At 59.2% G+C, this 14,902-nt stretch carries 12 protein-coding genes; 4 read left to right on the top strand and 8 right to left on the bottom strand.

The window, feature by feature from the left end:
• Window positions 1-156 precede the first annotated feature (156 nt).
• The 4 genes from ACZZZP_RS02410 (at window position 157) to ACZZZP_RS02395 (ending at window position 5,421) form a co-directional block, all read left to right on the top strand.
• Complete coding sequence (locus ACZZZP_RS02410) at window positions 157-3,141, top strand: DUF748 domain-containing protein (protein ID WP_463381682.1); 2,985 nt, start codon at window positions 157-159, stop codon at window positions 3,139-3,141.
• Between the two features lie 108 nt (window positions 3,142-3,249).
• Window positions 3,250-3,561, top strand: a complete 312-nt coding sequence (locus ACZZZP_RS02405) for a DUF2845 domain-containing protein (protein WP_463381681.1) — start codon at window positions 3,250-3,252, stop codon at window positions 3,559-3,561.
• A gap of 37 nt (window positions 3,562-3,598) precedes the next feature.
• Window positions 3,599-3,895, top strand: coding sequence for a DUF2845 domain-containing protein (locus tag ACZZZP_RS02400; RefSeq protein WP_122493055.1), 297 nt, complete (start codon window positions 3,599-3,601; stop codon window positions 3,893-3,895).
• Window positions 3,896-3,972: 77 nt separating this feature from the next.
• Window positions 3,973-5,421 (top strand): rhomboid family intramembrane serine protease, encoded by a 1,449-nt coding sequence (locus tag ACZZZP_RS02395; protein ID WP_463381680.1) that lies wholly within the window; start codon window positions 3,973-3,975, stop codon window positions 5,419-5,421.
• A gap of 400 nt (window positions 5,422-5,821) precedes the next feature.
• Here the strand turns inward: ACZZZP_RS02395 and ACZZZP_RS02390 are convergent, their stop codons facing one another.
• The 8 genes from ACZZZP_RS02390 to infB form a co-directional block, all read right to left on the bottom strand.
• Window positions 5,822-6,019: a CsbD family protein gene (locus ACZZZP_RS02390; RefSeq protein WP_122454057.1), complete on the bottom strand. Its 198-nt coding sequence runs from the start codon at window positions 6,017-6,019 to the stop codon at window positions 5,822-5,824.
• 93 nt (window positions 6,020-6,112) lie between these two features.
• Window positions 6,113-6,484 (bottom strand): BON domain-containing protein, encoded by a 372-nt coding sequence (locus tag ACZZZP_RS02385; protein ID WP_122454056.1) that lies wholly within the window; start codon window positions 6,482-6,484, stop codon window positions 6,113-6,115.
• A 198-nt stretch (window positions 6,485-6,682) separates the two neighbouring features.
• The gene (locus ACZZZP_RS02380) at window positions 6,683-8,098 is read right to left on the bottom strand and encodes a hypothetical protein (RefSeq protein WP_463381679.1); all 1,416 of its coding nucleotides are present in this window, start codon (window positions 8,096-8,098) and stop codon (window positions 6,683-6,685) included.
• Window positions 8,099-8,226: 128 nt separating this feature from the next.
• Window positions 8,227-10,329: a polyribonucleotide nucleotidyltransferase gene (gene pnp / locus ACZZZP_RS02375; protein ID WP_122493058.1), complete on the bottom strand. Its 2,103-nt coding sequence runs from the start codon at window positions 10,327-10,329 to the stop codon at window positions 8,227-8,229.
• Between the two features lie 225 nt (window positions 10,330-10,554).
• The gene (gene rpsO / locus ACZZZP_RS02370; RefSeq protein ID WP_010447232.1) at window positions 10,555-10,824 is read right to left on the bottom strand and encodes a 30S ribosomal protein S15; all 270 of its coding nucleotides are present in this window, start codon (window positions 10,822-10,824) and stop codon (window positions 10,555-10,557) included.
• 143 nt (window positions 10,825-10,967) lie between these two features.
• Window positions 10,968-11,885: a tRNA pseudouridine(55) synthase TruB gene (gene truB, locus ACZZZP_RS02365; protein ID WP_122493059.1), complete on the bottom strand. Its 918-nt coding sequence runs from the start codon at window positions 11,883-11,885 to the stop codon at window positions 10,968-10,970.
• 4 nt (window positions 11,886-11,889) lie between these two features.
• Entirely contained in the window at window positions 11,890-12,288 is a 399-nt protein-coding gene (rbfA, locus tag ACZZZP_RS02360) for a 30S ribosome-binding factor RbfA (protein WP_122454051.1), read from the bottom strand.
• Window positions 12,289-12,396: 108 nt separating this feature from the next.
• A complete protein-coding gene (infB, locus tag ACZZZP_RS02355) occupies window positions 12,397-14,901 on the bottom strand; it encodes a translation initiation factor IF-2 (RefSeq protein WP_122493061.1) in 2,505 nt (834 codons plus the stop codon).
• Between the last annotated feature and the right edge of the window lies 1 nt (window position 14,902).

The following is a 14,902-nucleotide window of genomic DNA, read 5'->3' as shown; positions in this document are numbered from 1 at the left end:
CGCGGCTTAAGCCGCTCCTACAGAGTGTGCGAACCGTGGGAGCGGCTTTAGCCGCGATGCTTTCCGGTCCTACAAACGAAACATGCCGCACGTGCCGAACCGCAGGCCCGTGCCATACTCCAAGCCACTTCTCGCCAGGAAAGTTGAAGCGTCGCCATGCCCAAAGGATTGAAACGCGCCGTTGGCGCCCTGCTGATTGCCGTCGGTTTATATAGCCTGCTCGGCTTTCTGATTTTGCCGGGCATTGCCCTGCGTATCGCCAACCAGCAACTGGCGGCCATGGCCACGGTGCCGGCGAAACTGGAGCGTCTGGAGCTCAACCCATTCAGCCTGGAAGTCAGCGCCTGGGGCCTGCACATCGGCGAACCGGCCGCCGACCAAATCGGCTTTCAACGCCTGTACGCCAACCTGCAACTGGACAGCCTATGGACCGGCGCCCTGCACCTGGCCGACGTTGAGTTGGAAAAGTCCCAAACTGCCGTGCAGTTCAGTAAAGACGGCACGCTAAATCTGACCCAATTATTCAAACTTCCCACCAGCCCCGAGCCAGCCAAAGACCCGGACGCCAAGCCATTCCCGCTGCGCCTGGACCGTCTGCAACTGATTGAAGGCGCGTTGCAATTCGCCGATCTGCGCCCCAGCGAGCCCGTGCAGTTCGTGTACGACTCGATGAACCTTGAGCTCAAGCACCTGAGTACGCTGCCCGAAGACAACGCCGAAATGACCCTGCTCGCCAAAGGTCCGTACGGCGGGCAAGTCGACTGGTCCGGCAAGGTCAGCCTGTCGCCCATCACCTCCAGCGGTCAGCTGAAGATCACCGACGGCAATATGCAGGCGTTCTGGCCCTATGTGCGTGACGCGGTGCCGTTGGTGCTGGAGAAAGGCACCCTGAGCCTGAGCACCGATTACACGTTGGATTTGAGCCAAGGCACCAAGATGCTGCTCACCAATGCCACCCTCACCGTGGCACCTTTCGCCATCAAAGCCACCGACAATCGCCCGCTGGTCAATCTCGAGCGTTTGGAAGTCAGCGAAACCTCGGTGGACCTGGCCAAACAACTGGTCACCATCGGCAAGATCCGCAGCCAGAATCTGGAAACCTGGGCCACGCGGGAAAAGGACGGCGAGCTGGATTGGCAGAAGCTGTTTGCCAGCAAACCGGTCAGCAAAAAAGTCGAGCCCGCGCCGGCCGCCGCCGTTGAGCAACCGGAAGGCACCGAAGCGCCAGCGCCCACGCCAGCGACCGACCCGAACGTGGTGGCCGCCAAGCAAGTGCCGCCCTCCAGCGAGCCGCCAAAGCCGTGGCAGGTGCTGTTGCAAGACACGCAACTGCGCGGTTACCGCATCCACCTGGCCGACCGCGTTCCGAAAGAAGCGGTGGCGCTGGACATCGGCCCGCTGAACCTCGACCTGCAAAAATTCGACAGCCTCAACGGTTCGCCTTTCACCCTCAAGCTCGACACGGGCGTGGGCAAGCAAGGCAAGATCACGGCCGCCGGGCAGGTCAACCTCAATCCGGTTAACGCGCAACTGAAGGTAACCACCCAAGACATCGACCTGCGCGTGGCCCAGGCCTACCTCGACCCGTTCGTGCGCATCGAACTGCGTAGCGGCCTACTGGGCAGCGACCTGGCCGTTGACCTGAAAAGCACCGAGCCGCTGGCCTTTAGCATCACTGGCCGCGCGCAAGTGAACCAGCTGCACACCCTCGATACCCTGAAAAGCCGCGACTTTGTGAAGTGGAAACAACTCACGCTGGACGGCCTGAACTACAAACACGGCGACGCGCTTTCCATCGAGAAAGTCAGCCTGGCCCAGCCCTATGCGCGGTTTATGATCAACGAAGACCGCAGCACCAACGTCAGCGATCTGGTGATCAAGCAACCCGACGCGCCAAGCACCACCGCGAAGAAACAACCGGCCCCGGCCGGCAAACCGCTGGGCATTCACATCGGCGGCATTGCCATCGACAACGGCTCGGCCAACTTCGCCGACTTCAGCCTGACGCCCAACTTCGGCACCGCCATTCAGCAGCTCAACGGCCAGATCGGCACCCTCGACAACCGCACCTCGCAACCGGCCAATGTGGATATCAAGGGCAAGGTCGATCGCTACGCGCCGGTGAGTATCGTCGGTAGCCTGAACCCGTTCGAACCACTTGACGCGTTGGACCTGACCACCAGCTTCAAACACGTCGAACTGACCACGCTGACGCCCTACTCCGGCAAGTTCGCGGGCTATCGCATCCGCAAAGGGCGGATCAATCTGGACCTGCATTACCGCATCGAAAAAGGTCAGCTGAACGCCGAGAACAAGCTGGTGGTGGAGAAGCTGCAACTGGGCGAGAAGGTCGACAGCCCGGACGCGGTGGACCTGCCGATTCGCTTGGCGGTGGCCCTGCTAAAAGACACCAGCGGCAAGATTCAGCTGGAATTGCCGGTGTCTGGCGATCTCAACAATCCGCAATTCAGCGTGATGCCGATTGTGTGGCAGACCCTGCGTAATCTGGTGCTGCGCGCGGCATCGGCACCGTTCAAATTTATCGCCGGCTTGGTTACTGGCGGCTCGGACGTGGACATCAGCACCGTGCAGTTCGCCGCCGGCAGCGCCAGCCTTGATGGCAGCGCCGAAAGCGGCTTGAACACGCTGTCTGCTGCGTTGAAAGAACGACCGCTGCTGCGCCTGGAAGTGGAAGGCCTGAGCGCCGCCAAAGCCGACGGCCCGCTGCTGGCCGAACAGCGTTTGCACCGCGAGTACCAGTACATCTACTACAAGATGCTGCAACGCCGTGGCGACAAAGTGCCCGCCAAAGCCGGCCTGCTTGAGGTGCCGGAAGATGAGCAAGCGCCGATGCTTGAAGGCATCTATCGCACTCGCCTGAAGAAGCAGCCGCCGGCTGAATGGGCGCAGTTGAGTGACGACGAACGCTCGGCCAAATTGCGCGCCGACCTGATAGCTCACTGGAGCAACAATGAGGTGTTACTGCGTAAGCTGGCCCAGGCCCGCGCGGCGACCATCAAGCATTATCTGGTGAGCAAAGGCGGTCTGGCGGACGAGCGCATCTACATGGTCGACGTCAGCCTGGGCGAACCGGAAAGCAACGGCCGGGTAGCTTCGCCGCTTAACCTCGACAGCGAATAATCCGTCGCGCTGCACGCCTTGCAACAGGGGGTGCAGCGCCGATCGGCAGTGTGACAGTGCCGATACACGGGTGTAGCCTATTGCCTACGTCGCCACCGGACACCTTCCGTGAAAACCTCCGCGTTTAACGCTGCCGCCCTCCTTGCCCTCCTCGTTAGCAACTACGCATTCGCCTCGGCCACCTTGCGCTGCGAAAGCGGCCTGATCAGCCTCGACGACCGCGCTGGCGAGGTGCAAAGCAAATGCGGCGAACCGCTGACCCGCAACGTGGTGGCCAACAAAGTGGTGTACGGCTATTACGGCGAACGCAGCGAAGTTCTGGTGGAAGAGTGGGCCTATGGCCCGCGCAACGGCATGTATTACTTTCTGCGGTTCGAAGGTAATCGGCTGGTGAGCATCGACTCCAAACGGGGCGGCTAGTCGCCGCCCTCAAGCCAACAGGACAGGAAGCCCTGCCATGAAAAAACTGTTTTTACTGTGTTTGCCGTTACTGGCTATCGCCACCCAGAGCGAGGCCTCGCTACGCTGCGCCAAAGGCATCGCGAGCGAAGGCGACCGTACGATTGAAGTGCAAACCAAATGCGGTGATCCGGTGAGCAACAGCGTGATCGGGTACGTGAAAACCCGCACGGGCATCACCAGCACCGAAGTGGAAGTCCAGGAGTGGGTGTACGGCCCGCGTGAAGGCGGAATGATGTATTTCCTGCGCTTCGAAGGTGGGCGGTTGGTGCGGATCGACAGCAAACGCGGCTAGCACCGCATCGGGCTTTCGGGCGCCGGCCATACGGCGTCGAGAGCCTGAGACCAACAATCAAGTCATCGGAAGACGCCGTGCTCATCATCCCCGCCGAACACCCGCTGGACTGGAAAAAACCGCCCGTCATTACTCTGCTGCTGATCGTGCTCAATGTGCTGATTTACTTCGGCTACCAGAGCGGCGACAGCGCGCGGCAAGAGGTGGCGGTGAAGGCATATCTGGACGCCGGGTTGCTCAACCGCGAGAAGGCGCTGTTCGTTGAGTCATTCAGCCGCCGCAATAAACTCGACGACGACCAGCGCAAATGGCTGACCTCCGCGCCTCGCGTGCAGCTGGCGCAAGTGATCCTCGGCGACCTCGAATTCGAAAACACCCTGCACTACACGCCGGCCTATCAGGACGATCCCGCCTGGCAAGCCGACCGCGCCAGGGCCGAAGCCGCGCGCAACACCATGAGCAACTACCGCTTTGGCTTCATCCCAGCCAAGTTCACCGTGCAAGGTTTGTTCGGCGCGATGTTCCTACACGCCGACTTCGGGCACCTGGCGGGCAACATGTTGTTCCTGTTTATCTTCGGCTTCGCCCTGGAGCGCGCCCTAAGCCCAGCCGTTTACGTGGGCTTGTACGTAATGAGCGGCCTAGCTTCGCACCTGCTCTGGTGGGCCATGGACCCGGTATGGGCCACGGGTATTGGCGCGTCCGGCGCCATCGCCGGATTGATGGGCATGTACCTGGGTATTTACGGGCTGCGGCGAATCAACTTCTTCTACTGGCTGGGGCCGATGTTCGGCTACTTCCGCGCGCCGGCATTGTGGATTCTGCCGATCTGGATGGGCAAAGAACTCTACGGCGTGCTGCTGGCTGACGACCACGTGAACTACTACGCGCACCTCGGCGGCATGGGCGCCGGGTTCCTCGCCGTGTGGTTGCCACGGCAAGTGGGCAAGCTGAAGGTCGACGAGGCTTACCTCAACAAGGAAGACCCGGACGCGCCGTTCAAGCGCGAAGTGGCGGCGCTCGACAGCTTGATCGGTCAATTCAACCTGGAACAGGCGGCCGCGCGCGGACCCGATTTGCTTACACGTTATCCCAATCGCCTGATACTGCTTGAACGCCTATATCCGGTCGCCAAAAGCCGCGAAGACAAAGTGCTGCTCAGCGCCGTGCTCAAACAATTCTTCGCCCTGCCCCATGCCACCGCCAACCTGCCGCAACTGCAACGCCTGGCCGACGACAGTGCGCAGTTCGCCCTGCTGCAACACCCCGCCGTGCAACTGCACCTGCTGCAACGCCTGCTCCAAGCCCGGGACGGCGTGCGTGCGCTATCGACCTGGCGAAAACTCATCCAAACCCGCAACCGCCCGCCGCAGTTGCCCGCCCTGACCCTGCAACTGGCCAAACAGCTCGGCCAACAAGACGACCGAAGAAGCGTGGCCGAACTGCACGAATTTCTGCGCGCGGTTTACCCCGATGCCGAGCAGACGCAGCAGTTGGGCGTATATCAGCAGCACATCGCCCGGTAGCACCCATTTTTGTAGGAGCCAGCTTGCTGGCGAACCCTGCAAACCTCGGTCGCGATCATCGTTTGCAGAGATTCGCGAGCAAGCTCGCTCCTACAGAGACCTGAAACTGTGGGAGCGGCTTTAGCCGCGATGTTTTTGCGCTTTCAGGCCCGGCCAATCGCGACTGAAGTCGCTCCTACAGTGGGTAGGTGATACTTGCTTTGCGAAGGTGGCCGTTACTCGGTCGAGGGTTTCGGGGCTAAGGTCGGGCAAGGCGCCCCGCAGCTTTTGAGCGCAGCGTAGTCCACTACGTGAGCATCAAAAGCGAGGAGCAACGCCGCCCGGCCGACGACCCGGAAGCCGTCCGGTTGTGCGCACACATAAAAAAACCCCGGACAAGTCCGGGGTTTTTAATGTGTGCTCACAACTTACTAGAGAAGTCGCGGAGCTCGTCCTGAGCTTTTTCTTTGCTCCACCCATAGCGCTCCTGAAGTTTCCCTGCCAGGTACTCGCTATGCCCTTCGGCGACATCCAAGTCGTCGTCCGTCAGGTCACCCCAACGTTCCTTAATCTTGCCGTTGAGCTGTTTCCACTTGCCTTTGATCACGTCGGAATTCATGAGAAGTCCTCCTTTGATGGGGCGAACCAGGCGTCAGGATGACGCCTGGGGAATTGCTGTCTGGCGATCAACTGAATCGTTCAGTTGATGGAATTAATCAGCCGATTTCAGGCCGTCGGCAGAAACTGCCTTAACGCCTTTGATGCCTTTGGCTTTGGCAACGGCCAGGTCACGCTCGGCTTCGCTCTTAACGACGCCGGACAGGGCAACCACGCCTTTGTTGGTTTCTACCTTGATGTCCAGTGCGCTGAGTGCGCTGTCGGCCACGAAGGTGGATTTAACTTTGCTGGTGATCCAGGTATCGGTTACCGCTTCTTCAGCGTTGTCCACGGTGTCGCTGGCGGCCATCATCAGCGGCGCAGTCGAGGTGTGGGTGGTGTCGGCGAACGCCAGAGGCGTCATGCTCAGGCTCAGTGCGCCGGCAGTGGCAGCTGCAATAACCAATTTATTGAATGGCTTGTTCATAACGTCTCACTCCTGTTCATTTGAAAATTCCGCCGCCTGTCCTGGCTGCGGTTTCACAGTACATATCGCAAGCGCTGTGCCAGTTTTTAAAAGATAATTTAACCCTTTAAAATCAATCACTTAGTAAACATTCAAAACGAAGCGGATCGTGCAGATTGCAAGTTAGCCGCTTCGCTTACTTGCAAACTGCATGAACTGTCAGCCTTTGGTAGCCATTCGATCGAGAACCACCTGCAAATTGTTCACTTCGGTGATCAAGGGTGACTGCGGATAGCGGCCGCGCACGAAGGCCAACAGCTTCTGCGCCGGTTCTACTTGGCCAAGACCTTCGGCAAAGCCGCGTGCTGCGAGCAAATAGGCGCGAGGGATGTGCGGATAGTCGGGGAAGCGTTGGTGCAGGTTGCGCAGTAGGCTCAGGCCTTCGCGCGTACGGTGGCGATCGAGCAAAGCGCCGGCAATGCGCTCGCATACCAGCGGATCGTCCGGCATGTAGTCGGGCTGAATCTTTCGCGCGTTAAGCAGCGCGGTGGAGGCCAAGGCCGGACTGCTGCGGGTCGCCAGCGGCAGGTAGTGAGCCAGGTGGCGCAGGCAGCGCTCGCGGGCGTTGAGGTTGAACAGCAACTGATGGAAACGCTCGTTGAGCTTGAGGTCGTCGGGCGTGCGCTCCAGCGCCAGCGTAAGCGTTTCTAACGCGTGCTGACTTTGACCTTCTTTTATGCGGATTTCCGCCTCGGCCATGGCGCGGCGGCGCAGGTATTCAGCGGCGGGAAAACCGTTATGGCTGTCTTCCTCGGCCATTACGTAACCCAAGGCGCCCTGATACTGGAAAACCGCGTAGCCCATCATGGCGCACATCACCACGGTGAAATAACTGAACAGAAAGGCTGCGATGGGGAACAGCACGACCCGCGGCAAGCCGTGGGACAACATCATTGTTACCCAGCTGGGCGACTGCCAGAGGATGAATAAAAACGCGCAGAGAATCAGGTAACGCCAGCCCATGGCTTTGATGACCTGGCCGACTTCCTCGGGGCTCAGCGCCGCGCCCAGTGTTTTATCCAGCGCCAGGCGAATAATGCTGGCGGGCATGACCAGTAGCAGTGAAATGTTAACGGCCCAATAGACCGCCTCGCTCTCGAAGTCCGCCGCGATCCACAGCGCCACGAAGCACAAAATGAACACCGCCATCTGTTTGAAAAACAGGCTGAAGCCCGAGCCAGTAAAGGCGCTGGCGAGCGAGGGGGCGGCTTTTTGCGCTTCGCTGCTGGCTTCGATAACGCTGTAGAAGTATTTGGTGGCGATGCTGAACAGCACCGTCCATAAAATCACCGAAGCCGGCATAAACAGGCTCGCCAGGGCGATCAGACCGCTAAAGGCCAAGGGGCCGGTTTGCAGCCCGTAAGCGAAAAACTGGGGGATGCGCTCCCAAAAGGGTTGCGCCGTATTAGCAGCACCAAGAAATTCCAGGCGGCCCGCGCACAGCGGACAGGTTGGGGTTTCTTCCGGTGCGTCGTCATTAAGCGGCGTACAGCAATCGCCGTAATGCCGGGGACACGTGTGGCACAGCCAGGTGGCGGGCTGCGTCGGGTGATAGTGGCAAAGACTTTTTTCCATGGAGGCAGCGTTCCTTGTTGCGTCTCGGCGTTCGGCGTCTCGGCCGCATGATGTGTTGAAAAAAGATTTTCAGGGCAAAAAAAGAGGGCCGGTTAGGGCCCTCTCTTCAAACTGCGAACCCGTTCGGGTTAAACGCCAGAAGCTTTCGCCGCTGCTACGTCTTTGATCGACAGTTTGATACGGCCACGGTTGTCGACGTCCAGTACCAGCACTTCAACTTCCTGACCTTCTTTCAAGATGTCGGTCACTTTCTCAACGCGCGCGTCGCTCAGCATCGAGATGTGCACCAGACCGTCTTTGCCCGGCAGGATGTTCACGAATGCGCCGAAGTCGACGATGCGCTCAACCTTACCGACGTAGATCTTGCCGATTTCAGCCTCTGCGGTGATACCCAGAACGCGCTGACGTGCAGCTTCAGCCGCTTCTTTGGTTTCGCCGAAGATTTTGATCGAGCCGTCGTCTTCGATGTCGATCGAGGCTTTGGTTTCTTCGCAGATCGCGCGGATGGTTGCACCACCTTTGCCGATAACGTCGCGAATTTTGTCTTGGTCAATTTTCATCGCGATCATGGTCGGCGCGTTGGCCGACAGTTCGCTACGCGAGGTCGAAATAACCTGGTTCATCTGACCGAGGATGTTCAGGCGAGCTTCCAGGGCTTGGCCCAGGGCGATCTCCATGATTTCTTCGGTGATGCCGTTGATCTTGATGTCCATCTGCAGCGCGGTAACACCTTTGGCGGTACCGGCCACTTTGAAGTCCATGTCGCCCAGGTGGTCTTCGTCACCGAGGATGTCGGTGAGGATGGCGAATTTCTCGCCTTCTTTAACCAGACCCATGGCGATACCGGCAACCGGCGCTTTCATCGGCACACCAGCGTCCATCAGGGCCAGGGAAGCACCGCACACGGAAGCCATGGAGCTGGAACCGTTGGACTCGGTGATTTCCGACACCACACGGATGGTGTACGGGAACGCATCAGCAGCAGGCAGCATGGCCTGAACCGAACGACGCGCCAGACGGCCGTGACCGATTTCGCGACGGCCAGTGGCGCCCATACGACCACACTCGCCCACCGAGTACGGAGGGAAGTTGTAGTGCAGCATGAAGGGGTCTTTGCGCTCGCCTTCGAGGGTGTCGAGCAGTTGTGCGTCACGCGCGGTGCCGAGGGTGGCAACGACCAGCGCCTGGGTTTCGCCACGGGTGAACAGGGCCGAACCGTGGGTGCGATCCAGAACGCCAACTTCGATGGCCAGCGGGCGAACGGTGCGGGTGTCGCGACCATCGATACGTGGCTTACCGTTAACGATGTTTTCGCGAACGGTGCGGTATTCGATTTCGCCGAACGCGTCTTTCACTTCGCCAGCGGTAGGACCGCCTTCAACGGCGAACTTGGCAACAATCTGGTCTTTCAGCTCACCCAGACGGCCATAACGCTCGTGCTTGATGGTGATGGTGTAAGCCTGGGAAATGGCCTCACCGAATTCGCTGCGGATTGCGTCCAGCAGGGCAGTGTTCTTGGCAGCAGGAGCCCAAGCCCAGGTCGGCTTGCCGCATTCGGCAGCCAGTTCGCCAACGGCTTTGATTACCGATTGGAACTCGTCGTGGGCGAACAGTACGGCGCCCAACATCTGGTCTTCGGTCAGCTCTTTGGCTTCGGATTCAACCATCAGCACGGCGTCTTTGGTACCGGCTACAACCATGTCCAGGCTTGAGGCCTTGAGTTGCTCGTAAGTCGGGTTCAGCAGGTAGCCAGTGCTTTCGTGGAAGGCAACGCGCGCGGCGCCAATCGGGCCTTCGAACGGGATGCCGGAGATAGCCAGAGCAGCCGAGGTGCCGATCATGGCAGCGATGTCCGGATCGGTTTTCTTGCTGGTGGAAACCACAGTGCAGATCACCTGAACTTCGTTCAGGAAACCTTCAGGGAAGAGTGGGCGGATCGGACGGTCGATCAGACGCGAAGTCAGGGTTTCTTTTTCCGAAGGACGCGCTTCACGCTTGAAGAAGCCGCCTGGGATTTTACCGGCAGCGTAGGTTTTTTCTTGGTAGTGAACGGACAGCGGGAAGAAGCCTTTGCTTGGGTCGGCTTGCTTGGCGCCAACCACGGTCACCAATACGCTGACGTCGTCGTCAACGGTGACCAATACTGCGCCGGAGGCCTGACGGGCAATGCGGCCAGTCTCGAGAGTGACGGTCGATTGACCGAACTGAAATTTCTTGATTACCGGGTTCACGGTGTATTTACCTTCTTTTTGCCTTGGGGAAATCGTTTTCTTGCAGAATTCTTGGGCAACCACGGGATTCGGACCCGTCACCTGTCCAGGGGTAACGCCTACAGCTCAAACAAAACGCAGGGTGCAGATAAAACTTGAGGCTGGAAGCCTGCCGTTAATCACTGGGCTGCGTGAGCATACCCAATCAATAACGACAAACAACCAACCTCTAGCAGCTTCGCTAAATTAGCGACGCAGGCCCAGACGACCGATCAAGGTGCTGTAGCGGGTAACGTCTTTGCCTTTGAGGTAGTCCAGCAGCTTACGACGCTGGTTTACCATGCGGATCAGACCACGACGGGAGTGGTGATCTTTACCGTTGGCTTTGAAGTGACCTTGCAGCTTGTTGATGTTGGCGGTCAGCAGTGCAACTTGCACTTCTGGCGAACCAGTATCACCAACGGCTTGTTGGTAGTCGGTGACGATTTGAGCTTTTTCTTCAACGCTGAGTGCCATGTGGGCTTCCTCTCAATTGAGAAACTGCATTCCAGTGAAGGCAGTTCCAATAGGCCGAGGACAAATCCTCGTATTAAAAATGAGATGTGACCGTGCCTATTAACAGCCACCCTCGCCCACCCCGGTTTCCCGGAATGGTTCGGTCATTCTGACCGAATCAAACGACGCGGCGCGATGCGCCCGTCTTCACTCACTTCGCCAATCCCGATAAAGCGAGCCGTGTGATCGTATACGCGGACCATGCCACTTTGCGGCGAGTCCGGGGCACGTACCGCCTGCCCATGTAACCAATAAAACGCGCTGTGCTCGGAGAACTGCACGCGAGCCCAGTGTTCGAGGCCGCTGTCGGAGGGCAGCAAAAAGCGGTCAACCGCTTCGTTACCGCCATCGGCGTGCACCTGTTCCAGCTCGTCCAGCGTGACGGTTTGCGCCAACACGAAAGGACCGGCCTGCGTACGCCGCAGCTCTGCGACATGAGCGCCACATCCCAACGCCTGGCCGATGTCTTCCACCAGGGTCCGGATGTAGGTGCCTTTGCTGCAAGCCACTGACAAACGTGCCTGCTCGCCTTCGCAGCCCAGCATTTCCAGGCGCGCAATAGTAACAGAACGCGCTTCACGCTCCACTACCTCGCCCGCACGCGCCAGTTTGTAAAGCGGCTGGCCGTCTCGTTTGAGGGCAGAGTACATCGGCGGTATCTGGCTGATTTGCCCGCGAAAACGCGGCAGCACGGCTTCGATATCGTCACGACCAACGGTTACATCGCGACGCTCAATCACCTCGCCCTCGGCATCGGCCGTGGTGGTGGTGACGCCCATCTGCATGACCGTCTCGTAGCCCTTGTCGGCATCGAGCAAGTACTGGGAAAACTTGGTGGCTTCACCAAAGCACAGCGGCAACACGCCAGTGGCTAACGGGTCGAGGCTGCCGGTGTGCCCGGCTTTCTCGGCATTGAGCAACCAGCGCACCTTTTGCAGCGCCGCGTTGGAGCTGAAGCCCTTGGGCTTGTCGAGCAAGATAATGCCGCTGACGTTCCGGCGAATGCGCTTGACCTGAACCAAGCCCTTACTCCTTCTCGGAAGCGGGGGCGTCGTCGACATGCTGACCGTCTTCGGCCACGGCACGCTCAATCAGCGCCGACAGATGCGCGCCACGCATAACGCTTTCGTCGTAATGGAAATGCAGCTGCGGCACGCTGCGAAGCTTCATGGCGCGAGCCAATTGCATGCGCAGGAAACCAGCGGCGTCGTTCAGGGCTTTGACGTTTTGCGCGATTTCTTCGGCGGTGTCCTGGCCCATCACGGTGATGAAAATCTTCGCGTGACCGACGTCACGGCTTACATCAACGGCGGTAACGGTCACCAGACCGACACGCGGGTCTTTCACTTCACGACGAATCAGTTGCGCCAGTTCGCGCTGCATCTGATCGCCGATGCGTTGGGTACGGCTATATTCTTTGGCCATCTAACTACCTGTTACCTCCCGCCACGGCGCAAAACCCTGACGGTCTGAAAGCGGCAAACGCCCGGCCAGGCGTTAGCCGGACCGGGCGTTGCGTATAACGACTCGAGCTTAAAGGCTGCGAGCCACTTGGATCTTCTCGAACACTTCGATCTTGTCGCCGACCTTGACGTCGTTGTAGCTCTTGACGCCAATACCGCATTCCATGCCGGCACGAACTTCGGACGCGTCGTCTTTGAAGCGACGCAGGGATTCCAGCTCGCCTTCGAAGATAACGATGTCTTCACGCAGTACACGGATCGGACGGTTACGGAAGACCGTTCCTTCGATAACCATGCAACCGGCGATCGCACCAAACTTCGGCGAACGGAACACGTCACGAACTTCGGCGATACCGAGAATGTTCTCGCGAACATCGCTGCCAAGCATGCCGGTGAGGGCTTTCTTGACGTCTTCGATGATGTCGTAGATGACGTTGTAGTAACGCATGTCCAGGCTTTCCTGCTCGACGATCTTGCGAGCGCCGGCATCGGCACGCACGTTGAAGCCAAACAGAACAGCGTTGGAGGCGAGTGCCAGGTTGGCGTCGGATTCGGTGATACCACCGACACCGCCACCGACTACGCGCACTTGCACTTCGTCGTTACCCAGACCGTTGAGCGCACCTTGAAGGGCTTCCAACGAACCACGTACATCGGACTTGAGCACGATGTTGAGGGTTTTCTTCTCTTCCTGGCCCATGTTCTCGAAGATGTTTTCCAGCTTGCCAGCGTGGGCACGAGCCAGTTTCACTTCGCGGAACTTGCCTTGGCGGAACAGGGCGACTTCACGAGCTTTCTTCTCGTCAGCCACAACGCTCATCTCGTCGCCAGCATCCGGCGTGCCGTCGAGGCCGAGGATTTCGACCGGAATCGAAGGACCCGCTTCCTTGATGGACTTGCCGTTCTCGTCGAGCATGGCGCGAACGCGGCCGTAGTTCGAGCCGACCAGCACCATGTCGCCTTGACGCAAAGTACCGTCCTGAACCAGCACGGTGGCAACCGGGCCACGGCCTTTGTCCAGACGGGACTCAACCACCACACCACGGCCAGGAGCCGACGGCGTTGCAGTGAGTTCCAGTACTTCGGCTTGCAGCAAGACGGCTTCAAGCAGCTCGTCTACGCCGGTACCCATCTTCGCCGACACGTTCACGAACGGGTTGTCACCGCCCCACTCTTCCGGCGTCACGCCCTGAGCAGCCAGTTCGCTTTTGATGCGTTCCAGGTCAGCGCCAGGCTTGTCGATTTTGTTCACCGCAACAACCAACGGCACACCAGCGGCTTTCGCATGCTGAACGGCTTCGATGGTTTGTGGCATCACGCCGTCGTCGGCTGCGACTACCAGAATCACGATGTCGGTCGCCTTGGCACCACGAGCACGCATGGCGGTAAACGCGGCGTGACCAGGGGTATCGAGGAAGGTCACCATGCCGCGCTCGGTTTCTACGTGGTAGGCGCCGATGTGCTGGGTGATACCGCCCGCTTCGCCGGCCGCCACTTTGGCGCGACGGATGTAGTCGAGCAGCGAAGTTTTACCGTGGTCAACGTGGCCCATTACGGTCACAACCGGAGCACGGGAAATCGCTTCGCCTTCAAACTTCAGGGACTCGGCCAATTGCTCTTCAAGCGCGTTGTCGCTCACCAGCTTGACCTTGTGGCCAAGCTCTTCGGCGATCAACTGAGCGGTTTCCTGATCGAGCACTTGGTTGATGGTCACCGGAGTGCCCATCTTGAACATGAACTTGATCACTTCAGCCGCTTTAACCGACATCTGCTGAGCCAACTCGCCCACAGTGATGGTCTCGCCGATGGATACGTCGCGCACAACCGGACCGGTCGGGCTCTGGAAACCATGGGCATTGCGCTTTTTCAGCTTGGCTTTGCCACGACCGCCGCGACGGAAGCTGTCGCTTTCTTCGTCGGTGGTCCGTGGAGCAACGCGAGGCGCCGGAACCTTTTCCTTCTCTTTAACCGAAGGACGGTGCGCGGTGTTCTTGCGATCGCCGCCACGACGGTCGTCGTCGTTGCGCGGTTTGTCCGGACGACGCTGTTCGTCTTTCTTGCGCTCTTCAACCGGCGCAACAACAGGCGGCAGCTCGATATCGGCAACAACGGGCTGAGGAGCAGGTGCGGCAGGCGCCGCCTCGGCAGCAGGCTCGTTGTTCGAAGCGCTGTTCTTACGCGCTTCTTCTTCGGCCTGACGCTTGGCTTCTTCAGCCGCTTTCAGACGCGCCTCTTCAGCCGCGCGCTCTTCTTGCTCGCGCTTCTGCTCGGCTTCGATCTCTTCGGAACTGCGCTTAACGAAGGTTTTCTTCTTGCGCACTTCAACGCTGATGGTTTTGCTTCCTGCTACACGCAGGGTGCTGGTGGTTTTACGCTGCAAGGTAATCTTGCGCGGCTCTTCCACTTTCTCGCCGTGACTGCTTTTGAGATGCGCCAACAGGGCTTGCTTCTCGCTGTCAGTCACAACTTGATCGGCACCCGTGTGCGGCAAACCCGCTTCGCGCATCTGCAGCAACAGACGCTCTACCGGGGTGGCGACCACTTGGGCCAGTTCTTTGACCGTGACTTGCGTCATG

The sequence above is a fragment of the Pseudomonas sp. AC211 genome (assembly GCF_979258055.1).
Note: the sequence above shows the minus strand (reverse complement) of the source record. Positions and strands in the feature narration are given on the sequence as shown.